Below are 21,239 nucleotides of genomic sequence, written 5' to 3' on the forward strand. Positions count from 1 at the left end.
CACCCGGCATCCGGACCCCGTCGGCCTCATGCAGGCCGGCGGGGTCTTTCATGTGCTCCCGGCCACCGCGCGTGCGTAGCGCTCGGAGAGCAGCTGCAGGCGGGGGATCAGCTCGGGCGGGCTCTCGACCGTGAAGTCCATCATCAGCATGCCGATGTAGGCGGCGACGGTGTCGAGGCTGTCGGCGCCGGTGACGAGGATGCAGTGCTCATCGTCGACCGGCTCGACCACCCCGACTGCGGCGTGGATCCGATCGAGCACCGCCGCGGCCGGCGCATCGATGCGCAGCCGGGCGTGCACGATCCACCCGCTCACGGCGATGGTCCGCATCGCGAACGCCGTGTAGTCGCCGCCGGGCAGCGGCTGGGGATCGAAGCGGCGATGGGTCGGCATCCGCAGCTCCATCCAGTCGACACGGTACGTGCCCCACTCGTCGGTCGCGGGGTTGCGGGCGACCAGATACCAGCGGCGCACCCAGGTGAGCAGCCGATACGGCTCGACCAGCACGGGCGCGCCCTCGTAGTCGAAGCGCAGCCATTCCTCGTTGCGGATCGCGCTCGCGATGGCCTGCAGCGACGCGGCGTCGACCTCGGGGTCCGGTGCGTCGGTGTCGTTGTTCTCCGGGGCGCGGTCGACGCTCGAGCGCAGCGCATCCACCGTCGGGCGCAGGTGCGAGGGCAGCACCTGTTCGAGTTTGGCGAGTGCCCTGGCCCCCGACTCCGCCACCCCGGCGATGCCCGCTGCGGCGCGGAGTCCGACCGTGACCGCCACGGCCTCCTCGTCGTCGAGGAGCAGCGGGGGAAGCTTGCCGCCCGCGCCGAGACGGTATCCTCCGATGGATCCGCGCGCGGCGTCGACCGGGTATCCGAGGTCGCGCAGCCGCTCGATGTCGTGCCGCACGGTGCGGGAGGAGACACCGAGCCGGGCGGCGAGCTCGGTTCCGGAGCGCTCGGGTCCGGTCTGCAGCAGGGCCAGCAGGGCCAGCAGCCGCGCGGTGGGATCAGCCATGACAGCTCCTCGAAAGTTCTTCATCCATTAGGAACGGATCCAACCTAATGCCCTCGTACCTTCGAGATATGGAAAACACGACGCTCACGTTCCGCCCCTTCACCGTCTCGGTCCCCGCCGCCGAGGTCGCCGATCTCCAGGATCGCCTCGCCCGCACCCGTCTTCCGCAGCCGTCGCCGACGGATGACTGGGATGCCGGCACCCCCAACTCCTACCTGCGCGAGGCCATCGCCGCCTGGCGCGACTTCGACTGGGCTGCTGCTCAGGAGCAGATCAACGCCGTTCCGCACTTCGCCACCGAGATCGACGGCCAGACGATCCACTTCATCCACGTGCGGTCGGCTCACGAGAGCGCGACGCCGCTGCTGCTCGCGCACACCTACCCCGGTTCGGCGGTCGACTATCTCGACGTGATCGACCGTCTCGTCGACCCGGTGGCGCACGGCGGCCGCGCGGAAGACGCGTTCGACGTCGTCATCCCGGATGCGCCGGGGTACGGCTTCTCGCAGCCGCTCGCCTCTGCGGGGTGGACGACCGCCCGGGTCGCCCAGGCTTACGACCGGCTGATGCGCGGGCTCGGCTACGACAGCTACGGCATCCACGGCTCGGACAACGGCGCCATGGTGGCGCGCGAGCTGGGACTGCTGAACCCGGGGGGTTTCCTCGGACTGCATGTGCTGCAGCTGTTCTCGTTCCCCTCGGGTGACCCGGCGGAGTTCGAGAAGCTCGAACCCGCGGACTACGCCGGCCTCGAGCACATGCAGTGGTTCCAGTCGGTCGGCGGGTACAACGCCATGAACTCCTCGCGCCCGCAGACCGTGTCGGTGGGGATCAGCGACTCCCCGGTCGGGCTGCTCGCGTACAGCGAGCTGTTCAACTCGTTCGGCAACGGCACCTCCCTCGTGCCGCTGGCGAAGATCCTGCTCGAGGTCAGCGTGAACTGGTTCGCGAACGCGGCATCCGGCATGTCCCGCAGCTACCTGGAGAACGCCAGGGCCGACGCCGCGGCCGAAGGCGCCGAGCCGCGCATCAACGCCGCGCGCACCGGAGTCGCGGTCTTCGCCGACGACTTCCAGACGATCCGGGTCTTCGCCGAACGCGACAACTCCAACATCGTGCACTGGAGCCGCTTCGACGAGGGCGGGCACTTCGCCGCTCTGGAGCGCCCCGACCTGCTCGCCGGCGACATCCGCACCTTCTTCGCCGCGCAGGCCTGACTCCTGTCGCGTCGGGCCAGACCCACGCTCCTCGCCGAGACCCATCCGCGCAGACGCTGCTGCGGATGGGTCTCGGCGCGCAGCATGGGTCTCGAACCTCGAACCCTGCGAGCATGCTCGCGACGCGACTCAGCCCGTGACGGTGAGCTGCACCTCGGGGGTGCCGCCGGCCTCGACCCAGGCGAGTGAGCGCTCCAGGATGCCACGCAGCACGTCGAGGTCGATCTGCTCCAGGTCCTTGATATAGAGGCAGCCAATGCCGGTGGTGTGCGGGCCGAGCTTCGCGAGGGCCTCGCTGTGCGCGGCGACGCCGTCGAACAGGTAGATCGTGGTGGCGGCCTTGCGCGGGGCGAAGCCGAGCAGTCCGCTGTCGCCCTCGGTGCCGGTGGGGTAGCGGTAGTGGCAGGATCCGAACCCGATGATCGTGCCCCACGACTGCGGTTCGCGTCCGGTGATCTCCTGCATGAGCGCGGTCAGGGTCTCGGCGTCCCGGCGGCGGACCGCGGGGGAGGAGCGGGCGATGAGCCCTGCGACGTCGTCCCCCGTGGGTTTCACTTCGAGGCCTTCGCCGCGGCCTTCATGGCCTTCTTGTGCTCGCGCACCTTCGCGAGCGAGTCCGGCGAGACGATGTCGGCGACGCTGCGGTACGACCCGTCCTCACCATAGGGAGCGGAGGCCTCGCGCCACCCCTCGCCCGTGAACCCGTACTGCTTGCCGAGGAGGGCGAGGAAGATCTTGGCCTTCTGCTCGCCGAAGCCGGGAAGGGCTTTCAGGCGCTTCAGCACCTCGGGCCCCGACGGGTCCCCCTCGGTCCACAGGGCCGCGGCATCACCGTCCCAGTCGTCGACGAGGGTCTGGCACAGCGTCTGCACGCGCGTCGCCATGGACCCGGGGAAACGGTGCACGGCGGGCGTCTGCTTGAACGCCTCGAGGAACTCGTCCGGTGCCATGTGAGCGATCGTCGCGGCGTCGGCGGCTCCGGTGCGCTGCTCGATCTTGAGCGGACCGGCGAACGCGGTCTCCATCGGAACCTGCTGGTCGAGCAGCATCCCCACGAGAAGGGCGAGCGGATTGTCGGTCAGCAGCTCATCGGCGGCGGTGTCTCCGGTGATGTGAAGGGCCATGAGTCCATCCTCTCTTACGACAAGTCGGCGGATTCGCAGATGCAGAGCTGGGTTGAGGAGTCCGCCCCGAAGGGGCTGCCGTCCCAATCGCCCAGGCGCTCGACCAGACGGAGTCCAGCGTGCGCAAGGAGCACCGGCAGTTCCTGGGGGAAGATGCTTCGCACCTCGATTGACACCGTCTGGAAGTCGGGTTCGGAGTCCGTCGAGAAGTGCCAAGTTCCGCGTGTCACCTGCGCGGCAGCATCGTAGGTGTCGGCGACGTCGACGTGGACATCGCCGCGGCCTGGATCGGTGAATGATGTGCGCGGGCGCCGGACCCCGTCGGCGTCGGCCAGGAGCCGCACATCGGGATTGAAAATGTCGAACGCGAACCGTCCGCCGGGCGCGAGGTGCCGCCTGACTGCGCGGAAGCATTGCACGATGTCGTCAGCCTCGTGCAGGTGCAGCAGTGCGTTGCCCGCGATGAAGATGAGGTCGAACTCGTCGTCCAGATCGAAGTCGCGCATGTCGCCTTGCTGCCACTCGACAGACACGCCGCGCTCGTCAGCCTTCTGCCGCGCCGCAGTCAGCATGTCCTGCGACAGGTCGAGGCCGACGCTCGGGTGTCCATCGGCCGCGATAGGGATCAGCTTGTGACCTGTTCCGCATCCGAGTTCGAGCACATGCCCGCCCCTGCCGTCGGCCTCGGCGCGGTAGAAATCCACGGCTGCCTTGCTCGCCGGAAACAGCAGATCGTACAGCCTCGCGTCCGAGTACAGATCCTGTGTCATTCGCGCCTCCTCGTGCCCCACACTCTCATGGCGCGGGTCTCCAGTGTCGCCCCCGCGGCGAAGCGTGGCACCTGCAGCGTGCGCACGTCAGGCGGTGGCGGCGTCCTCCGACGACTCAGCCTCGGGTGCGATGCCGTACAGCGCGGCCAGTGCTGCGGTGAACTCGTCGGCACGACCCGCGGCGGCGAGCTCGTGAGCGCGCACGGTCGGAGTGTGCAGCAGCACGCCGGAGAGGTGACGCAGGGCCTGTTCGACCTTGCCGTCCTCGTCGCCGCGCGCCCGGGCACGATCGATCTCGCGTTCGAGCAGCTCGAAGATGTGCGAGCGGAAGGCCACGACCGACGGGGTCACGCTCTGACGCGCGCCCACGACATGGAAGGTCTCTGCGGCTTCGCGGACGACGCTGCGAGCGGCATCCGTCGCCTGCAGCTCTTCGAGAGGTGCGTGCAGGCGGATGGTCTCGAGGTCGAGCAGTGCGACCCCTTCGAGGGCAGCGATGGCCGGGTCGACGTTGCGCGGCATGCCGAGGTCGACCACGAGCTGGCTGTGCGCGCCGACGGGGCAGCCCGCGGCGCCGAGGCCGGTCGGCAGCTGCAGATGCTCGGGGCCGAGCACGGGCTCCGTGGCCGTGGTACAGGTGATGAGCAGGCTCGAGTGTGCGGCGGTACGGGCGTACTCGTCGGCGGTGATCGGACGGATGCCGTGCTTCGCGGCGAAGACCTCGGCGCGGCCGGAGGGCGAGTACACCGAGATGTTCACGGCGCCGCGCTCGCGGAGCGTGGCGAGAGTGACCGCGGCGTAGGCGCCGGTGCCGACCAGAAGCACGCGCTCGGCGGACCAGTCCGCGATGCGGCTGTCGGCGAGTTCGAGCGCGAGGCGCACGAGCGAGCGGCCGGCACGACCGAGGGCGGTGACGTTCTTGACCTTGCGCTGTGCCTGGCTGGCGCGCTGGAACAGGCGCTCGAGCTCGGGCGAGGTGGTGCCGTCCTTGCGGGCCGACTTGAGGGCGCGGCGCACCTGGCCGGCGATCTCGCCCTCGCCGGAGACGACGGATTCGAGGCCGGAGGCGACGGAGAAGAGGTGCTCGGCAACGCGTCGACCCGAGTGCACGGTGTAGGCGCCGTCGAGGTCGGCGGCGGAGATGCCGGTCGCGGACTCGACCGCCTCGATCACGGCCTCGACGCCGATGGCGCCGGCGGCGGTGACCGGTTCGTCCATTTCCACGTACGCCTCGAACCGGTTGCACGTCGCCAGGACGACCGCACCCTGCACGCACGGCGTCATGCCCACGATGGTGGGAGCGACGTCGTCGGGGGTGCGGCTCAGGCGTTCGAGCAATTCGAAGGAGGCGGTCTTGTGACTCGCCGTCACACACAGCAGCACAGATCGATTGTACCGGAGCGTCTGCGGGCGAGGGTCTGACCCTTCGAACTCGGCGGCTCCATAAGGCGCGGATGGGAGGATGGACGCATGGCCCTCTCCGACGCCCCGCTCCTGCGCGCCCTCGCCGGCGACCGTCCTGCCCACCCTCCGGTGTGGTTCATGCGACAGGCCGGCCGGTCGTTGCCCGAGTACCGCGAGCTGCGCGTCGGAACCAGGATGCTCGATGCCTGCCTCACCCCTGACCTCGCCGCCGAGATCACTCTGCAGCCGGTGCGTCGCCACGGGGTCGATGCGGCCGTGTTCTTCAGCGACATCGTGATCCCGCTGCGCCTCGCCGGCGTCGATGTCGAGATCGAGCCCGGTCGCGGCCCGGTGTTCGCGAACCCGGTGCGTACGGCAGCCGACGTCGAGCGCATCACCGCGATCGACCCGGACGACCTGGACGGCACGGCCATCGCCGAAGCGGTCCGTCTCGTCACGGCGGAACTGGGCGACACCCCGCTGATCGGGTTCGCGGGCGCGCCCTTCACGCTCGCGGCCTATCTCGTCGAGGGCGGTCCCTCCAAGGAGCACCTGCGGGCCAGGGCCATGATGCACTCCGACCCGGACTCGTGGAACCGTCTGGCTGGCTGGCTCGCCAAGGTCTCGCGCCGCTTCCTCGAGACGCAGCGCGACGCCGGAGCCTCGGTCGTCCAGCTCTTCGACAGCTGGGCAGGATCCCTCAGCACCGCCGACTACCGCGCCTTCGTCGCCCCGCATTCGCACGCGGCGCTTGCAGGCATCGGTCTGCCGACGATCCACTTCGGCGTCGGCACCGGCCCGTTCCTCGCCGATATGCGCCTCGACGGTGCGGCCGACGGGGTGGGAGTCGACTGGCGCCAGCCGCTCGACGAAGCGGCCGCGATCCTCGGACCGGATGTCACGGTGCAGGGCAACATCGACCCGGCGCTCCTCGCAGCCCCGTGGCCGGTGCTCGAGGCCCACGTGCGCGACGTCGTCGAGCGCGGCCGTGCGGCGCGAGCCCACATCCTCAACCTCGGCCACGGCGTTCCTCCGGAGACCGATCCCGACCAGCTCACCCGCATCGTCGAGCTGGCGCACACGATCTGACCTCAGGCCCTCCGTGCCGGCTGCAGGCGGTGCGTGATCCGCAGGTCGTCGAGGGTGAAGCGTCCCTGCGGAAGTGCTTCGCGGATGCGCGCATCGTCGAACGGGCGTGACGGCCGGATCCCGAGGGGTGCTCCCGGAGCGAATGGCGCGGGTTCGCTCACGCCTTCGGCGAGCATCCGCGCCTGGGCCTTCGCGACGAGCGGCACGACCATGGTCCACTCCGTCACCTGCGCCAGCGCGCGCACCATCCATGTCGGCACGGGGACGAAGGCGGGTCGGCGTCCGGCGACGCGGGCGATGCGGCGGATGGCCTCGCCGAGCGTGATCTCGTCGGCCCCCATGACGGCGATCGTCGGTTCCTCGATGCGGCCCTCGAGAGCGGCGACGAGTACATCGACCGCATCCTCGACCGGTACCGGCCGTGCCGTGCGCTCGCGATATCCGACGGTCCAGAAGAACGGCAGGGTCCGCACCGCCTTGGTCACGTGGTCGATCATGTGGTCGCCCGGGCCGTAGATCATGCCGGACTTGAGGATCGTGTGCGGGATGCCGGAGGCGCGCACGATCTCTTCCGCCTCCCACTTCGACTCGTGATAGCCGGACCCGCAGTCGGGGCGTGCCCGGAGGAAGCTGACGAGGACGATGCGCTGCACCCCCGCGCGGCGAGCGGCCTCCACGACGGCTCTCGTGCCGTCGACGTGCACGCGACGGAAGGTCTGCTCTCCGATCTCGCGGTTGATCCCGGCGCAGTGCGCGACGGCGTCGCACCCCTCGAACGCGGAGGCCAGCGCGTCGACGTCGGTGATGTCGACGCCGTTTCGACGGGAGACGACGACCGCATCGTCGAGACGTTCGGCGAGGTTCCTGCCGACGAAACCGGTACCGCCCGTGACGGCAACTCGCATGATGCCTCTCCTTCGCTCATTAGCTACGCGGCTAAACACTATCTAGCAAAGGTGCTATATTGCAACCATGGCAGACAGCGCGACCGACATCTTCGCAGCGCTGGCGCACCCTACCCGGCGCCAGATCCTGCAGGACCTGAAGGACGGTGAGCTCGCGGCCGGCGAGATCGCGTCGCGCTTCTCCGCGAGCGGCCCGACCATCTCCCGTCATCTGAGCGTTCTCCGCCAGGCCGGACTCATCAGCGAGCGCCGCGACGCCAATCGCATCCTCTACTCCCTCGTCGGCGAGCGCCTGGCTCTCTTGGTCGGCGACTTCCTCTCCACGGTGTGCCCTGAGCAGATCGTGCTGCGCGAGGTGCGCAAGCGCGGGCGCGGTGCGTCGGAGCCCGTCGAGGCGTGAACCGTCCGTCGCCGGGGCCCGACCGGCCCGGTGCGAGAATTGACGCATGAGCCCTGAGCCCTCCGCTGCCGAGCCGTCCGACCTCGCCGCCCGTGCGGCGGACAAGCATGTCATCGTGGTCGGAGGCGGCATCGGGGGCCTCGTCGCTGCGCGGGAGTGCGCCAAGGTCGGGATGCGCGTCACCGTGCTCGAAGCTGCCGACGATCTGGGTGGCGCGATCCGTCGAGTCGATCTGGATGGCGTGATCGTCGATGCCGGCGCCGAGAGCTACGCGACCAGGGGTGGCCTCGTGCGAGCGCTCGTCGAGGAGCTGGGACTGGCCGACCGCATCGTGGTCCCGCAGGCCGGCGGCGCATGGCTCGCCGGCATTCCCGGAGTGGGCGCGGCACCTCTCCCGGCTGGCGGCATCCTCGGCATCCCCGCCAACCCTTTCCAGCCCGACGTCCGCCGCATCATCGGGTGGTCCGGCGTCTGGCGCGCCTATCTGGATCGCGTGCGGCCGCCACTCACGATCGGCCACCAGCTCAGCCTCGGCAAGCTCGTCGCCTCGCGCATGGGGGCGAAGGTGCGGGATCGCCTCGTCGCTCCCGTGACGACCGGTGTCTACTCCGCCTCTCCCGACGACGTCGACATCGATGTCGCGGCGCCCGGACTCAATGCCGCCCTGACCCGGGTCGGCTCCCTCTCGGGGGCTGTGCAGACGCTCCGTGACGAGGCTGCGGCGAAAGCCTCTCACGCCGCGTCGGGGGCGAAGTCGCCAGCAGCGAAGACCCCCTCTACGACACCGGGAGCCGCCGTGGAGGGACTCTCCGGAGGTATGAGCACCCTCGTCGACGCGCTCGCCGCCGACCTGGTGCGGCTCGACGCCGACGTGCGCACGGGCGTGCGCGTGCGCCGTGTGCGCAAGGTGGGGGCGGCCTGGACTGTCGACGTCGAGGTCGCGCCTACCCGTGAGGTTCCCTCGAGCGTCGACGACGCAGACCCGCTCGTGGTCGAGCTGCAGGCGGCCGTCGAGGATTCCGCGCCGCCCGTGATCGAGGAGCTCGCCGCCGACGCCGTCATCATCGCGACCCCCGAATCCGCAGCGCGGGAACTCCTCGCCTCGGTGGTGCCCGACCTTCTGAAGACAGAGGCCGCAGCCTCTCCCGAGATCGAGATCGTCACCCTCCTGCTCGACGCGCCGGAACTCGCCACCCCGCCCCGCGGTACCGGCGTGCTCACCGTCCCGGGAAGCCACACCGCCAAGGCGCTCACCCACTCGACGGCGAAGTGGGGCTGGGTCCGCGAGGCCGCAGGTACTCGGCAGATCGTCCGGGTGTCGTTCGGCGCGCAGGGCGAGCCGGCGGCCACCGCGGGCCTGAGCGACGACGCGGCCGCAGACCTGGCGCGGCGAGAAGCGGCCGCCCTGCTCGGCGTCGCCATCGGCCCTGCGGCCGTCGTCGCCTCGCATCGTGGGCGCTTCGTGCAGTCGCAGCCGGCGTCGATCATCGGGTCCGGAGAGAGGCGCACAGCGGCGCGCGCAGCTGTCCAGGCGGTGCCCGGTGTGGCCGCGGTGGGGGCCTGGCTGGCGGGAACGGGGCTCGCTCAGGTGGTCCCGGATGCGCGGGACGAGGCCGACCGTCTGCGACGCGCCCTGTTGTGGGACTGATCGTCGGAGTGGGAGTGCCCTCCGTGTCAACCCTCTGACCCATAGATGCCGAAATCGGCATACGGGGTTACGCTGGGTACCTGGCCGCGGGGTGCGAAAGCCTGCGGCCGGTCCCAACCGGGCGAATCTGGCCGGACTACCGGAACAAGGTGAGGAGACCCCATGAAGGGGAAGATCGGACTCGTCGTCGGGCTCGGCGTGGGCTACGTCCTCGGCACCCGTGCCGGACGTGAGCGCTACGAGCAGATCAAGACGCAGTGGCTCAAGGTGTGGAACCTCGATCCCGTGCAGGAGCAGGTCACCAAGGTCAAGGGCTTCGTCGGCGACAAGGCCGCGGCCGTCCCCGGCGCTCTCTGGACCGGGGTCGTGAAGGTCGCGAAGTCGGTCAGCGGCAACGGCACGCCCGGTCAGCGGCTCGACTCCGCCATCGCCACCGGACGCGAGGCGGCGGAAGACCTCGCCGAGGCGACGGAAGAGGCGGTCGAAGCCGCGAGGGCCACCGCGTCGTCGAATGCCTCGTCGAGCAAGACGTCGACCAAGACCGCAGCCAAGCCCGCCGCGAAGAAGCCCGCGGCCAAGAAGCCGGCTGCGAAGTCCGCCCCCAAGAAGTCCGGCGCCTGACATGCCCCGCGGATACCGCGATCGCGCCGACGACAGCCTGCTGACTCTCCTCGGAGACCTGCCGGAACTCGTCACGAATCTGGTCAAGGCCGAGATCGACGCCGCGAAGGCGTGGATCTCGCGCACCTCGAAGGACGCCGGCATCGGTTCCGTGTGGTTCCTCGTCGCGCTGTTCTTCCTGTTCTGGGCCGTGCCGGTGATCCTCGTGTTCGCGATCGCCGGGCTGTCCTCCTGGTGGCCCGTGTGGCTCTCCGCGATCGCGGTGTTCGGCATCCTGATCCTCGCCGTGCTGCTGTTCGCGCTACTCGGGATCCTCAAGTTCCGCAAGGTGCTCGCGCGCCAGAACCCGGCGCAGGCCGTCGCCGAGGACATCCGACTCGTGAAGGAGGCCGGCGATGACGAATTCTGAGTCGCTGCCGCGCACCGCCGTTCCCGGCGGGATCGTCGACCCCGTCGCCTCGGCCCGCGCCGAGCTGAAGGCCGCCCTCGCGGCGATCGAGGTCAAGGGGAACATCCCACGCCGGGTCGAGAAGGCATCGACGCGTGCGGCGGCGAAGGCCCGCGTGTTCGCGGACCGCAACCCGATCGGGGCGATCGCCGCCGCGGTCGGCATCGCCGCGGCGGTGGGGGGCGCGGTCTGGGCGATCGCGCGCTTCCTCTCGCGCTGAGGTGCAGCATTCCAGGATGCCGTGAGCAGCCCTCGCGGGTGATTAGCGGCTCCTGCGCAAACGAGGCAGACTGGGGAGCATGATGTCCGAAGAGCGCGATGAGAACCCGTCCGGCTTCACCCTCTGGGCTGTCTGGCGACGAAACCCCGACGTCCCCGTGACGGAGACCGACTCGACCGAGCTCGAGACGATCGTCTCCTACATCGAGGACTCCGGAGTCACCGTCCGCGGCTTCTACGACGTCTCCGGCCTCAAGGCCGATGCCGACCTCATGGTGTGGCTGCACGGCGACACCGCCGAGGAGCTGCAGAAGGCGCTCCGCCGCCTTCGTCGCACCGAACTCCTGCGTGCGCTGCTCCCGGTGTGGAACGTGATGGGCGTGCACCGCGACGCCGAGTTCAACCGCTCGCACGTTCCGGGCTTCCTCCGCGGGGTCGACCCCAAGGAATGGCTGTGCCTGTACCCGTTCGTGCGCACGCCCGAGTGGTACCTCGCGCCGGAGGAGGAGCGTCGCAAGATGCTCGCCGACCACGGCCGCAAGGGTGCCGCCTTCAAGGGTGTGCTCGCGAACACCGTCGCGTCGTTCGCGCTCGGCGACTACGAGTGGCTGCTTCCGCTCGAGGCCGATGAGCTCACCGACCTCGTCGACATGATGCGCGACCTCCGCTACACCGACGCCCGCATGTATGTGAAGGAGGAGGTGCCCTTCTACACGGGGCGCAGGCTCCGGTTCGACGAGATCGCGGACGTCCTCCAGTAAGCCCATGAGCACCCCCATCCGTCTGGGTACCCGTCGCAGTGCGCTCGCGCAGGCGCAGTCGGGCCATGTCGCCACGGCCCTCGAGAAGCTCTCGGGGCGTCGGGTCGAACTCGTCCCGATCACCAGCGAGGGCGACACGAATCGTGCATCCCTCTCCGAGATCGGCGGCCAGGGCATCTTCGCCACGCGCCTTCGCGAGGCGCTGTTCGCGGGGGAGTGCGATTTCCTCGTGCACTCGTTGAAGGATCTGCCGACGGCGATCCCCGATGGCCTCGTGATCGCCGCGACGCCGAAGCGTGAGGATCCGCGCGACGTGGTCCTCACCCGCGACGGCAACGCACTGCACGAACTGCGCTCCGGCAGCACAGTCGGCACCGGTTCGCCGCGGCGTATCGCGCAGGTGCGTCGTCGGGCGCCGGGCGCCGAGGTGGTCGACATCCGCGGCAACGTCGACTCCCGTCTCGCCCGGGTCGCCTCCGGGGAGCTGGATGCGGTGATCCTCGCGGCGGCGGGCCTTTCGAGACTCGGAGCGAAGTCTCCGCTGCGACGGGAAGAGCTCGGTCTCGCCGAATGGCCGACCGCGCCCGGGCAGGGCTCGCTCGCCGTCGAGACCCGTGCCGATGCACCGGAAGAGCTGCTCGCGGCCCTCGCCGGTCTCGACGACGCCGACACCCGTCTGGCCATCACCGTCGAGCGCGCGATCCTGCAGGGACTGGATGCCGGATGCCAGGCGCCGATGGCCGCGCACGCCGTGGTGGACGGCTCCTCGATCCGGGTCAGGACGGTCGTCTACGCCGCTGACGGAGGGCGCCGGATCGGCCTCGACGTCACCGAAGACCTGAACGGGGAGTATATTCGTCGGAACGGCAGTGGCAATGGAGCGGATGCTGCCGATGGTGCAGACCCGATGCACGCAGCGCGCGAGCTCGGGTTCACTGTTGCCCGTCGGCTGCTCGATCAAGGGGCGGCCGGCCTCGTATCCCGAGAGCAATCCTCATGACCACTTCCGAAATCAAGCAGGACCGACCGCTGGACGGCTGGCGCATCCTCGTGCCCCGTGGCGGGCCGTGGGGCGACAGCGTCGCCGCGAGTCTGCGCGCGCTGGGCGCCGTGCCCGTCGTCGCGCCGCTCATCAACTTCGCGCCGACGACCGATCAGGCGACGCTCGACTCCGCGCTCGCGCAACTGGCCGCGGGGGAGTTCGACTGGCTGACCGTCACCAGCGCCACCACCGTCGACGTGCTCTTCGCGCACCGGGCCGTCGTGCCGCGTGCGACCAAGATCGCCGCCGTCGGTGAGACGACCGCCGCGGCTCTGCAGGCGGTCGGCTACGAGGTGACGCTGGTTCCCGAGCAGGACAACTCCGCCGAGGGGATGGCGCAGCAGCTCATCGCCCTCGAGAAGGAGCCGCGCCGTATCCTCGCCCTGCGCAGCGAGATCGCGAAGCCGGTGCTGAGCCGGTTGCTCTCCGAGGCTGGTCACGACGTGCACGGCGTCGTCGCCTATCGCACGGTGGGAGTGCCGGTGACGGAGCGCATCCGCCGCGACGTCGAGAACGGACGGATCAACGCGATCCTGATCACCAGTGGGTCGGTCGCCGAGCAGGTGCGCGAGCAGTTCCCGGAGATCCCGGACGAGACGCTGCTCGCCGCGATCGGACCGCGGACCGCGAAGGACGCGCAGCGTGCGGGCCTGCCCGTGTCGGTCGTCGCCGACCGCCAGACCGTCGACGCGCTCATCGATGCGGTCTCGCACTTCACTCTTCCGCACGCGGCCGACGAGTTCGCGCCGTGAGCTTTCCCGACGTTCGACTGAGGCGTCTGCGGCAGTCGCGGGCGGTGCGAGATCTCGTGCGTGAGACCTCGCTGCAGCCTCGACAGCTCGTGCTTCCGCTCTTCGTGCGCGAAGGCATCTCCGAGCCCGTGCAGATCGGCTCGATGCCCGGCGTCGCTCAGCACTCCCTGGATTCACTGCGCGCGGCGGCGGTCCAGGCGGCGGAGGCCGGTGTCGGCGGAGTGATGCTGTTCGGCGTGCCCGCCGTCCGCGACGCCGTCGGGTCGGGAGCCGACGATCCGCACGGCATCCTGAACGTCGCGACCGAGGCACTGGCCGCCGAGATCGGCGACGCGCTCGTCGTGCAGACCGACCTGTGCCTGGACGAGTTCACCGATCACGGCCACTGCGGCGTTCTGGCCGCCGATGGCTCCGTCGACAACGACGCGACTCTCGAGCGGTACACCTCGATGGCGCTCACACAGGCGCGCGCAGGTTCTCAGCTGCTGGGGCTCTCCGGGATGATGGACGGCCAGGTCGCGGTGATCCGCCGGGCGCTCGACGCCGAGGGGTTCACCGACACCCTCCTGCTCGCGTATGCCGCGAAGTACGCCAGCGCCTTCTACGGACCCTTCCGCGAGGCTGTCGACTCTCAGCTCACCGGCGATCGTCGCACGTACCAGCTCGACCCGGGCAACCGGCGCGAGGGTGTGCGCGAGGCCGTCGTCGATGAGGCCGAGGGGGCCGACATCGTCATGGTGAAGCCGGCGATGGCCTTCCTCGACGTGCTGCGCGAGGTGCGCGACACCGTGAGTATTCCAGTGTGGGCATATCAGGTCTCCGGCGAGTACGCCATGATCGAGGCCGCCGGTGCGAATGGGTGGATCGACCGTCGCGCGGCCATCCTCGAGTCCCTTCTCTCCATCCGCCGCGCCGGTGCGGATGCGGTGCTCACCTACTGGGCCACCGAAGCGGCCGGCTGGCTGCGCGACTGACTTCTGCGAGGAGCTCTCCTTCATGACCGACCGCAACGACGACCTGTTCTCCGCTGCCCGCGCGGTGATTCCCGGTGGGGTCAACTCGCCGGTGCGCGCCTACGGATCGGTCGGCGGCACGCCGCGGTTCCTCGCCTCGGCGAAGGGCGCGAGGGTCACCGATGCCGCCGGTCGCGAGTACGTCGATCTCGTCGCCTCGTGGGGTCCTGCGCTTCTCGGGCATGCGCACCCGGAGATCGTCGCCGCGGTGCAGGAAGCCGCGTCCCGTGGGCTCTCGTTCGGCGCTCCGACCGAGGGCGAGGTCGAACTTGCCGCGCTGATCGCCGACCGTGTGCGGTTCGGCGAGACCCGACCCATCGAGCGCGTGCGCCTGGTCTCCACGGGCACCGAGGCGACCATGACGGCCATCCGCCTCGCGCGCGGTGCCACCGGTCGCGACCTGCTCGTGAAGTTCGCCGGTCACTACCACGGCCACTCCGACGGCCTTCTCGCGGAAGCCGGTTCCGGCGTCGCGACGCTCGCGCTGCCGGGCTCCGCCGGGGTGCCCGCGCCGATCGCCGCCCAGACCCTCGTGATCGGCTACAACGACCCGGAGGCTCTGGCCGCCGTGTTCGCCGAGCACGGTCAGCGCATCGCCGCCGTCATCGTCGAGGCCTCGGCTGCGAACATGGGCGTGGTCGCTCCGCTGCCCGGATTCAACCGTCTGATCGCCGAGACCGCGCATGCTCATGGCGCACTGATGATCCTCGACGAGGTGCTCACCGGATTCCGGGTGCACCCGGCCGGATTCTGGGGGCTGCAGGCCGCCGCCGGCGAGGACTACCTGCCCGACATCTTCACGTTCGGCAAGGTCGTCGGCGGGGGCATGCCGCTGGCCGCGCTCGGTGGACGTGCCGAGGTCATGGACCTGCTGGCCCCGCTCGGGCCGGTCTACCAGGCGGGCACACTGTCCGGAAACCCGCTCTCGGTCGCTGCGGGTCTCGCGACGCTGCGGCTCGCGACCCCCGAGGTCTATGCGACCGTCGACGCCGCATCCGCTCGGGTGTCCACCGCGCTCGACGCCGCGCTCACGTCGGCCGGTGTCACGCACGCGGTGGCCACCGCCGGCAACCTGTTCAACGCTTCTTTCCGGGCCTCGGCGCCGCGCAACTATGCCGAAGCGCAGGCGCAGGAGTCGTTCCGCTACGCGCCGTTCTTCCACTCGCTGCGCGAGCAGGGCGTCGCTCTTCCGCCGAGCGTGTTCGAAGCCTGGTTCCTCACCGCCGCACACGGCGAGGAGGAACTGCAGCAGATCGAGGCCGCACTTCCAGTCGCTGCGGCTGCCGCGGCGGCCGCACGTCCGTAGGCGCGAGTCCGGTCAGACGAACATGACGCGGCGCGGTGACGCGTCTGTGTAGACGCGGCCGAGTGGGCTGGTCCACTCGATGTCGCCTCCGGGGAGCTGTCTCGCACGCCAACGGTGCTTCTCGGCGATGTCGGGGTGCTTCAGCGAGTGGTGTCCCACGCAGAAGTGGCTGAGGTTGTCGATCGACGTGCTTCCGCCCTTGGCATGGTCGTGATTGTGATCGACCTGACACCTGTGGACCGGTGTGCGGCACCCGGGGAATCGACAATGCTGATCGCGGGCCTGAAGGTGCCGCCGCATCGCCGTCGTCGGGGCGTAGGAGGCTGTGGCTGTCACGGTGCCCGCGCCGTCGAGGAAGAGGCGGGACCAGCCTCCGTTGCGACCGGCGAGATCGCGGGCGACGTCGGGATGCAGCGCCCCGATCCCATCGAGCTCGGCCGGCCGTTCGTCTCCTCCTGCCAGCGTCTCGGCAGCGATCGTGACCTGAATGCGCGCCCGGATGCTCTCCAGCGCGGTGCCCTCGGCCGTAGAGGGGTCGGTGGTCAGGAGTAGGTCGCTGAGCAGGTCGGCGCGCACCGCATCGATGCCGCGCTCGTCGGTCAGGAGGGGCGGGCCGCCGAGGGATGGATCGGTCGTGAAGGTGTCGCCCTCACCGAAGATGACGTGGGCATCGAATCGGGTGTCGTCGACGGGATACCTGTTGAGCACAGGGTCGTCTCGGCGGGAGTCGTCGGCGGCGAGATCCTGCAGGAAGACCTGGTCGGTGCCCGAGTCGAGCTCGTCCGGAGACAGCATCGGCACCTCGTCGGCGCGAGCGGCGCGATCACCCCGGGTGGCGATGACGTGCTGTGCGAGCCGCGTCAGGCGGTCGAGAATCGCGTGGGCGAGGTACTCCGGAAGCACGACCTGGAGCAGTGCGAGGCCGTCGTCGAGCGCCCTCAACGTGACCGATCGTTCGCCGTGGGCCCGTCGGTGACGCTCGACCACGGTCTCGCCGGCGAGGGAGGAGGCGATCTGGCGCACCATCGTGCGGGTGCGCGCGGGAGAGTCCTGTTCGGCCACGACGAGCGCCGCCGTGTCATAGACGGTGAGGGTCTCGGCGTCTACTCGACCCTCGCGGACCCCCTGCCGCACGATGATTCCCTCCCGCACGATCTCTCGGACATGGGCCGCACTGAGCGCACCGCGGCGGAACGCGTCTCGCACGATGGGGTGCTCGGCCTCGAGGAAGTGGGCGTCGCTGAAGGCGTACTCGATGCTGCCCTTCGACATGCGACCGGCCGCAGAGTACTCCGCGATCATCGACCGATGGATCGAATCGCGATGCTGCGGCTGCTCGCGGACATCGTCGTCGAGCAGCCGAAGTCGATCGGCGAGGAGGGCGGAGGCTTCAGCTTCGAGCGCCGCGATGCCTCGCCGCTTCTCCACCCAGGCATCAAGCAGGGCCTCGCGCTGATCGATGCTGTTCGCAGATGCCTTCATTCTTCGAGTATAGTACATATGTTCGAACGACGGAAGGGGAATCATGATGACTGGTGCTGATCGACAAGGGATCGTTGCGTTCCTGTGAGCAACTTCCAGACAACTGGCAGGGCCGCGCTGGCAGACTGGGGGACATGGTGACGTTGCTGCTGGACCAGACGCAACTGGAGGTCGTGCTCTCGCCGATCGAACGTGCCGCCACCTTCCACCGTGACAACCTCCGTATCGCGCGCGACACCATCACCAAGGTGCAGCTGACGGAAGACGCCTGGACCTGGCTCCGCGGCGTCCCGAACCCGGGGACGCACATTCCCGGTGTTCTCGCCGCAGGCAGCTGGAAGGCCGCGGGCAGCCTCGACTTCGTGCTGATCCGCCGGCGTCGCCCGAGCGTCGTGATCGATCTCGAAGGCGACCCGCAATACCGCCGACTGATCCTCACCACCAGCCACGGGCTCGCGCTCACTCAGGCACTCCGGCTCGATGTCTCGACCGAACCGGCGAACGTCGAGGAGATCGTGGCCACGGCACCGGTCCCGGTCTCGAAGGGACGACGACGCCCCGTCATCCGCCCCCGGCCCGCCTGACGCCGACGTCGGTAAGCCGTGCCTCGCGATGCACGGCCTCCCCTCAACGCAGAACGCCCTCCAGACCCGCAGGTCCGGAGGGCGTTCTCGTCAGCCGAGTCGCTCAGCCGTGCTGGTGATCCCCGTGCTGGTTCTCGCCGTCGTGGTTCTCGCCGTCGTGGTTCTCACCGTCGTGGTTCTCGCGAGTGCTCTCGTCAGAGTCATCGGGAGTCGTCTCGTCGCCTCCCGCGGAACCCTCGGCCAGGGGCACGGTGTCGATGACGCCCGTGGAGGCGACGCTCCAGTGTGCGTTCTCCGCGGGGGCCTCCGGCGTATCGACGTCCGCAACCTCGCCGTCCGCAACCTCGCCGTCCGCAGCCTCGCCGTCCGCAGCCTCGCTGTCCGCAGCCTCGCTGTCCGACGCCGCGCCCTGGGCGGGCTCGTCCTCTGCGCCCAGCGGGTAGTCCTTGGGCTCGTCCTCGTAGTACGCGCGGGCGGCGGCCGCGAGCATGGAACTCACCGCTGCAGAGCGCGGGTCCTCCTCGTCATCGTCGGAAGAGCTGGTGTCCTCGGTGTCGGCGGATGAGGGGCCATCGCTGGGGGAGGACAGCGCGCCCGATTCCGTGGCGACCGATGCGTCGTCGAGATCCGCGAAGATCTCGACCCCGCTGTGGTCCTCGTCACCGGAGGTCAGGTCGGACGGCGTCGTGTCTGCGGTGTCCGCCGGCACGGCGGCGCCGAACAGGATCTCATCGAAGGATCGAGCCGGAGCCTGTTCGTCTGTGGACTGTTCGCCGAGGGTCGGAGCGTCGCCCACCTCGAACGGACCCGAGGCGACGTCGCCGGACTCGCCGATCGATGCTTCTTCGCCCGGTGTTTCGTCGACAGAATCTTCTTCGTCCGGAGCGTCTTCGGCGGGAGTCTCCTCCTCGGACGTCGACTCTCCGGTCGCGATCGTATCGGTGGAATCCACGTCGGCGGAGGACTCGTCCGCAGCGCTCTCCGCGCTCTCTGCCACGGAGGCCTCGGATGCGTCGGACACGTCGGATGCGTCAGCGCCGACGGAGGCTGCCAGATTCGAGGCCACGGCCTCGCCTGCGGGAGCAGACGCAGCCTCGGCCGCCCAGGCGGCTGCTGCGGCCACCGGGATGGCGACCACGGAGTCGGCGGGTCCCGGAGATGCTTCTTCGGGAGCGGCCTCTGCGGGAGTCGACTCCTCGGATGCGGTCTCCGGGGTGTTCGGCGCGACGAGCGGGCTCGCCGTTGCGGGAGTGTTCGGCGCGAACCGGCCACCCCGCATCAGGTCGATGAAGACGTCTTCGAGAGTCGGCCCGCGCTGCACCAGGGTGCTCAGGGCGATGCCTGCGTCGGCCGCGACGGCTCCCACGGTCTCGGCGTCTCCGCCGCGCACGGTCAGACCCGAGCGCAGCACTTCGATGTCGAACCCGGCCGCAGCGAGCGCGGACGTCAGCCCGGCGCGATCCGCGGCGTCCACGATCACGGAGCCGCCCTTGGGGTCGGCGAGCGTCTCGATTCCGCTGGCCAGCACGAGCGTGCCCTTCGAGAGCACGAGCACGTTGTCGGCGACCTGTTCGACCTCGCTGAGGACGTGCGACGACACGAGGACCGTGCGTCCCTCGTCGGCGAGGCGACGCATCAGGAGTCGCATCCAGCGGATCCCCTCGGGGTCGAGTCCGTTGGCCGGCTCGTCGAAGACGAGGGCCCCGGGGTCGCCGAGGAGCGCGTTCGCGACGCTGAGCCGCTGACGCATGCCGAGCGAGAAGCCGCCGATGCGCGAGTCGCCCTCGCCCTCGAGGCCGACCAGGGAGAGCACTTCGCCGACGCGTGCCAGCGGGATGCCGTTCGCCTTGGCGGCGATGGTCAGCTGGCGCTCGGCGGTGCGACGGGGACGGTAGACGGTCTCTTCGAGCACCGCGCCGATCGTGCGCAGCGGCTGGCGGAGCTCGGCATACGTCGTGCCGCCGATCGTCGCCGTGCCGGATGTGGCGCGCACCTGGCCGAGCAGGATGCGCAACGTGGTGGTCTTGCCGGCTCCGTTCGGGCCGAGGAAGGCGGTGACGGCTCCGGGCTCGACGCGCGCGGAGAAGTCCGAGACGGCGGTCACCTCATTGAAGCGCTTCGTCACGTGCGTGAACTCGAGCACCTGTCCTTCAGGCATCCGTGACCTCTCGTCGCATTTGAACAGTTCCTCCCTATCCTGCCGGAAAACCCTGTCGGATCCCGCATTTCGCGCGGAATGACGCCCTTGCCGAAAGGGGTAGCCTGGCCAGCGTGACCGATTCTCACGCTGCATCCCGCGTCCTCGTCCGCACCGAAGGGGCGCTCGGGCGGCTCACGCTCAACCGCCCCGAGGCCATCAACGCCCTCGACGTCGGCATGATCGAGAGCCTCACCGCAGCGCTGAACGCCTGGCGCGACGACACCGACGTGCAGATCGTGCTGCTCGACGGAGCGGGGGATCGCGGCATGTGCGCCGGCGGCGACGTGCGGGCTCTGCACGGGCAGATCGTGGCGGGGAAGGCTGATCAGACCGCGGAGTTCTTCCGTGCCGAGTACGCGCTGAACGCGATGATCGCCGAATACCCCAAGCCGGTCGTGTCCTTCGCCGACGGCATCACGATGGGGGGAGGCATCGGCCTGGCCGGGCACGCGGCGATCCGCATCGTCACGGAGCGCTCGAAGCTCGCGATGCCGGAGACGCGCATCGGATTCACGCCCGACGTCGGCGGCACCTGGCTTCTCGGCCGTGCCCCCGGACGCTTCGGCGAGTACTTCGGCCTCACCGGAGCGACGATGAGCGGCGCGGATGCCGTGTACCTCGGCTTCGCCGATCACTTCGTGCCGTCGGACCGCCTCTACGCCTTGAGCGAGGCTCTCGCCTTCCGCGCCGATCCGACGGGGCCCAGCGAGATCGTCCTGCTGTTCGACGAGACACCGGAGCCCTCGCGGCTTCCGGCGTGGCGGGAGTGGATCGATGACGCCTTCTCCGCTCCGACCGTGATCGAGATCATCGATCGCCTGCAGGCCCAGGGCACGACGGAGGCCGCCGCGATCGCGGACCTTCTCGAGGGCCTCGCACCGACCGGCCTCGCTGTCACGCTCGATGCCGTGCGCGAGGCGCGTGAACTTTCGGGGCTTCGTGCCGCACTCGAGGGCGAGTACCGCCGCGTGCTGTGGTTCGTGAACGAGCACCCCGACCTCGTCGAGGGCATCCGCGCGCAGATCGTCGACAAGGACCGGGATCCGAAGTGGGACCCGCCCACGCTGGCCGAGCTCGCCCCGGACGCCGGCGCCCCTGCACGCGCATACGTCCCGCAGCCCGCCCTGTTCTGAGAAGGGGTTCGGCGACTTCCTTCGCCGTTGTTCGCCCGTGTGCAGAAACCGCTGATCGGGACGGGAAGCGGTTCGCTGTGAGCGAAGGTCCCCCATGAGGGGGATACGAATGT

General features: G+C 69.8%; 22 protein-coding genes. 14 read left to right on the top strand and 8 right to left on the bottom strand.

Going from position 1 to position 21,239, the window contains the following annotated elements; genetic code table 11:
* Positions 1–48 precede the first annotated feature (48 nt).
* Positions 49–1,008: a helix-turn-helix transcriptional regulator gene (locus tag ACLFA2_RS10980; protein ID WP_426621295.1), complete on the bottom strand. Its 960-nt coding sequence runs from the start codon at positions 1,006–1,008 to the stop codon at positions 49–51.
* A 68-nt stretch (positions 1,009–1,076) separates the two neighbouring features.
* On the opposite strand from ACLFA2_RS10980, the gene ACLFA2_RS10985 reads away from it, so the two are divergent.
* Positions 1,077–2,225: an epoxide hydrolase family protein gene (locus ACLFA2_RS10985; RefSeq protein WP_426621296.1), complete on the top strand. Its 1,149-nt coding sequence runs from the start codon at positions 1,077–1,079 to the stop codon at positions 2,223–2,225.
* A gap of 129 nt (positions 2,226–2,354) precedes the next feature.
* Here the strand turns inward: ACLFA2_RS10985 and ACLFA2_RS10990 are convergent, their stop codons facing one another.
* The 4 genes from ACLFA2_RS10990 to ACLFA2_RS11005 form a co-directional block, all read right to left on the bottom strand.
* The gene (locus tag ACLFA2_RS10990; RefSeq protein ID WP_426621297.1) at positions 2,355–2,780 is read right to left on the bottom strand and encodes a DUF1801 domain-containing protein; all 426 of its coding nucleotides are present in this window, start codon (positions 2,778–2,780) and stop codon (positions 2,355–2,357) included.
* A complete protein-coding gene (locus tag ACLFA2_RS10995; RefSeq protein WP_426621298.1) occupies positions 2,777–3,349 on the bottom strand; it encodes an HhH-GPD-type base excision DNA repair protein in 573 nt (190 codons plus the stop codon). Before ACLFA2_RS10995 ends, ACLFA2_RS10990 begins: the two co-directional genes overlap by 4 nt.
* Before the next feature lie 14 nt (positions 3,350–3,363).
* The gene (locus tag ACLFA2_RS11000; RefSeq protein WP_426621299.1) at positions 3,364–4,140 is read right to left on the bottom strand and encodes a class I SAM-dependent DNA methyltransferase; all 777 of its coding nucleotides are present in this window, start codon (positions 4,138–4,140) and stop codon (positions 3,364–3,366) included.
* A gap of 66 nt (positions 4,141–4,206) precedes the next feature.
* Entirely contained in the window at positions 4,207–5,502 is a 1,296-nt protein-coding gene (locus ACLFA2_RS11005; protein ID WP_426621300.1) for a glutamyl-tRNA reductase, read from the bottom strand.
* Between the two features lie 87 nt (positions 5,503–5,589).
* Here ACLFA2_RS11005 and hemE point away from each other — a divergent pair, with 87 nt between their 5' ends.
* Positions 5,590–6,612 (top strand): uroporphyrinogen decarboxylase, encoded by a 1,023-nt coding sequence (gene hemE, locus ACLFA2_RS11010; RefSeq protein ID WP_029267869.1) that lies wholly within the window; start codon positions 5,590–5,592, stop codon positions 6,610–6,612.
* Between the two features lie 2 nt (positions 6,613–6,614).
* On the opposite strand, the gene ACLFA2_RS11015 is transcribed toward hemE, so the two are convergent.
* A complete protein-coding gene (locus ACLFA2_RS11015) occupies positions 6,615–7,517 on the bottom strand; it encodes an NAD(P)H-binding protein (protein WP_426621301.1) in 903 nt (300 codons plus the stop codon).
* Between the two features lie 67 nt (positions 7,518–7,584).
* On the opposite strand from ACLFA2_RS11015, the gene ACLFA2_RS11020 reads away from it, so the two are divergent.
* From ACLFA2_RS11020 to hemL, 10 genes are all read left to right on the top strand, one after another.
* Positions 7,585–7,917 carry a metalloregulator ArsR/SmtB family transcription factor gene (locus ACLFA2_RS11020; protein ID WP_426621302.1) on the top strand — a complete coding sequence of 111 codons (333 nt, stop codon included), beginning with the start codon at positions 7,585–7,587 and terminating at the stop codon, positions 7,915–7,917.
* Positions 7,918–7,963: 46 nt separating this feature from the next.
* Entirely contained in the window at positions 7,964–9,565 is a 1,602-nt protein-coding gene (locus tag ACLFA2_RS11025; RefSeq protein WP_426621303.1) for a protoporphyrinogen/coproporphyrinogen oxidase, read from the top strand.
* Between the two features lie 162 nt (positions 9,566–9,727).
* Positions 9,728–10,186 carry a hypothetical protein gene (locus ACLFA2_RS11030; RefSeq protein ID WP_426621304.1) on the top strand — a complete coding sequence of 153 codons (459 nt, stop codon included), beginning with the start codon at positions 9,728–9,730 and terminating at the stop codon, positions 10,184–10,186.
* A gap of 1 nt (position 10,187) precedes the next feature.
* Entirely contained in the window at positions 10,188–10,595 is a 408-nt protein-coding gene (locus tag ACLFA2_RS11035) for a phage holin family protein (protein ID WP_021198266.1), read from the top strand.
* A complete protein-coding gene (locus ACLFA2_RS11040; protein ID WP_021198267.1) occupies positions 10,582–10,854 on the top strand; it encodes a hypothetical protein in 273 nt (90 codons plus the stop codon). Before ACLFA2_RS11035 ends, ACLFA2_RS11040 begins: the two co-directional genes overlap by 14 nt.
* Before the next feature lie 79 nt (positions 10,855–10,933).
* Complete coding sequence (hemQ, locus tag ACLFA2_RS11045) at positions 10,934–11,614, top strand: hydrogen peroxide-dependent heme synthase (protein ID WP_021198268.1); 681 nt, start codon at positions 10,934–10,936, stop codon at positions 11,612–11,614.
* Between the two features lie 4 nt (positions 11,615–11,618).
* Positions 11,619–12,614, top strand: a complete 996-nt coding sequence (gene hemC / locus ACLFA2_RS11050; protein WP_426621305.1) for a hydroxymethylbilane synthase — start codon at positions 11,619–11,621, stop codon at positions 12,612–12,614.
* Positions 12,611–13,408, top strand: a complete 798-nt coding sequence (locus ACLFA2_RS11055; protein ID WP_021198270.1) for a uroporphyrinogen-III synthase — start codon at positions 12,611–12,613, stop codon at positions 13,406–13,408. The genes hemC and ACLFA2_RS11055 overlap by 4 nt, the downstream gene beginning before the upstream one ends.
* Entirely contained in the window at positions 13,405–14,382 is a 978-nt protein-coding gene (gene hemB / locus ACLFA2_RS11060) for a porphobilinogen synthase (RefSeq protein WP_426621306.1), read from the top strand. Before ACLFA2_RS11055 ends, hemB begins: the two co-directional genes overlap by 4 nt.
* 22 nt (positions 14,383–14,404) lie before the next feature.
* Positions 14,405–15,727, top strand: a complete 1,323-nt coding sequence (gene hemL / locus ACLFA2_RS11065; RefSeq protein ID WP_167255348.1) for a glutamate-1-semialdehyde 2,1-aminomutase — start codon at positions 14,405–14,407, stop codon at positions 15,725–15,727.
* 12 nt (positions 15,728–15,739) lie between these two features.
* Here hemL and ACLFA2_RS11070 read toward each other — a convergent pair whose 3' ends face one another.
* Positions 15,740–17,209 carry a DUF222 domain-containing protein gene (locus ACLFA2_RS11070; RefSeq protein WP_426621307.1) on the bottom strand — a complete coding sequence of 490 codons (1,470 nt, stop codon included), beginning with the start codon at positions 17,207–17,209 and terminating at the stop codon, positions 15,740–15,742.
* A gap of 134 nt (positions 17,210–17,343) precedes the next feature.
* Here ACLFA2_RS11070 and ACLFA2_RS11075 point away from each other — a divergent pair, with 134 nt between their 5' ends.
* Positions 17,344–17,793 (top strand): hypothetical protein, encoded by a 450-nt coding sequence (locus ACLFA2_RS11075; RefSeq protein ID WP_021198274.1) that lies wholly within the window; start codon positions 17,344–17,346, stop codon positions 17,791–17,793.
* A 103-nt stretch (positions 17,794–17,896) separates the two neighbouring features.
* On the opposite strand, the gene ACLFA2_RS11080 is transcribed toward ACLFA2_RS11075, so the two are convergent.
* Positions 17,897–19,951: an ATP-binding cassette domain-containing protein gene (locus ACLFA2_RS11080; RefSeq protein ID WP_426621308.1), complete on the bottom strand. Its 2,055-nt coding sequence runs from the start codon at positions 19,949–19,951 to the stop codon at positions 17,897–17,899.
* A gap of 113 nt (positions 19,952–20,064) precedes the next feature.
* Between ACLFA2_RS11080 and ACLFA2_RS11085 the strand changes: the two genes are divergently transcribed.
* Complete coding sequence (locus ACLFA2_RS11085; RefSeq protein ID WP_426621309.1) at positions 20,065–21,126, top strand: enoyl-CoA hydratase/isomerase family protein; 1,062 nt, start codon at positions 20,065–20,067, stop codon at positions 21,124–21,126.
* The last annotated feature ends 113 nt before the right edge of the window (positions 21,127–21,239 follow it).

It is taken from the genome of Microbacterium sp. As-52, from assembly GCF_049949185.1.
Classification (GTDB): domain Bacteria; phylum Actinomycetota; class Actinomycetes; order Actinomycetales; family Microbacteriaceae; genus Microbacterium; species Microbacterium maritypicum_A.

Excerpts from the sequence above, each read along its gene's own strand:
- ACLFA2_RS10980 (WP_426621295.1), bottom strand. The coding sequence starts at position 1,008 with ATGGCTGATCCCACCGCGCGGCTGCTGGCCCTGCTGGCCCTGCTGCAG.
- ACLFA2_RS10985 (WP_426621296.1), top strand. The coding sequence starts at position 1,077 with ATGGAAAACACGACGCTCACGTTCCGCCCCTTCACCGTCTCGGTCCCC.
- ACLFA2_RS10995 (WP_426621298.1), bottom strand. The coding sequence starts at position 3,349 with ATGGCCCTTCACATCACCGGAGACACCGCCGCCGATGAGCTGCTGACC.
- hemE (WP_029267869.1), top strand. The coding sequence starts at position 5,590 with ATGGCCCTCTCCGACGCCCCGCTCCTGCGCGCCCTCGCCGGCGACCGT.
- ACLFA2_RS11015 (WP_426621301.1), bottom strand. The coding sequence starts at position 7,517 with ATGCGAGTTGCCGTCACGGGCGGTACCGGTTTCGTCGGCAGGAACCTC.
- ACLFA2_RS11020 (WP_426621302.1), top strand. The coding sequence starts at position 7,585 with ATGGCAGACAGCGCGACCGACATCTTCGCAGCGCTGGCGCACCCTACC.
- ACLFA2_RS11025 (WP_426621303.1), top strand. The coding sequence starts at position 7,964 with ATGAGCCCTGAGCCCTCCGCTGCCGAGCCGTCCGACCTCGCCGCCCGT.
- ACLFA2_RS11030 (WP_426621304.1), top strand. The coding sequence starts at position 9,728 with ATGAAGGGGAAGATCGGACTCGTCGTCGGGCTCGGCGTGGGCTACGTC.
- ACLFA2_RS11035 (WP_021198266.1), top strand. The coding sequence starts at position 10,188 with ATGCCCCGCGGATACCGCGATCGCGCCGACGACAGCCTGCTGACTCTC.
- ACLFA2_RS11040 (WP_021198267.1), top strand. The coding sequence starts at position 10,582 with ATGACGAATTCTGAGTCGCTGCCGCGCACCGCCGTTCCCGGCGGGATC.
- hemQ (WP_021198268.1), top strand. The coding sequence starts at position 10,934 with ATGATGTCCGAAGAGCGCGATGAGAACCCGTCCGGCTTCACCCTCTGG.
- hemC (WP_426621305.1), top strand. The coding sequence starts at position 11,619 with ATGAGCACCCCCATCCGTCTGGGTACCCGTCGCAGTGCGCTCGCGCAG.
- ACLFA2_RS11055 (WP_021198270.1), top strand. The coding sequence starts at position 12,611 with ATGACCACTTCCGAAATCAAGCAGGACCGACCGCTGGACGGCTGGCGC.
- hemL (WP_167255348.1), top strand. The coding sequence starts at position 14,405 with ATGACCGACCGCAACGACGACCTGTTCTCCGCTGCCCGCGCGGTGATT.
- ACLFA2_RS11070 (WP_426621307.1), bottom strand. The coding sequence starts at position 17,209 with ATGAAGGCATCTGCGAACAGCATCGATCAGCGCGAGGCCCTGCTTGAT.
- ACLFA2_RS11075 (WP_021198274.1), top strand. The coding sequence starts at position 17,344 with ATGGTGACGTTGCTGCTGGACCAGACGCAACTGGAGGTCGTGCTCTCG.
- ACLFA2_RS11080 (WP_426621308.1), bottom strand. The coding sequence starts at position 19,951 with ATGCCTGAAGGACAGGTGCTCGAGTTCACGCACGTGACGAAGCGCTTC.